A 241-nucleotide genomic window follows, 5' to 3' on the forward strand; every position below is an offset into this window, starting at 1 on the left:
TGCGCGTAGTGCCGGTTCTGCGTCTCGTACTCGACATGCGCGGTCGAGATCGTGATGCCGCGCGCCTTCTCCTCCGGCGCCTTGTCGATCTGGTCATAGGCCGTGAAGGTCGCACCGCCCGTCTTCGCCAGGACCTTGGTGATCGCCGCCGTCAGCGACGTCTTGCCATGGTCGACGTGACCGATCGTCCCGATGTTGCAGTGCGGCTTGTTCCGCTCAAACTTCGCCTTCGCCATCGTCG

1 protein-coding gene is annotated in these 241 nt (G+C 63.9%); it reads right to left on the reverse strand.

All coding sequences use genetic code 11. The features are described 5' to 3' along the window. Window positions 1-236: GTP-binding protein (locus Q7A36_RS41425; RefSeq protein WP_305109567.1), on the reverse strand; the 236-nt coding region annotated here is incomplete at its 3' end. Window positions 237-241: the final 5 nt, after the last annotated feature.

The organism is Paracraurococcus lichenis, assembly GCF_030657435.1.
Classification (GTDB): Bacteria; Pseudomonadota; Alphaproteobacteria; order Acetobacterales; family Acetobacteraceae; genus Paracraurococcus; species Paracraurococcus lichenis.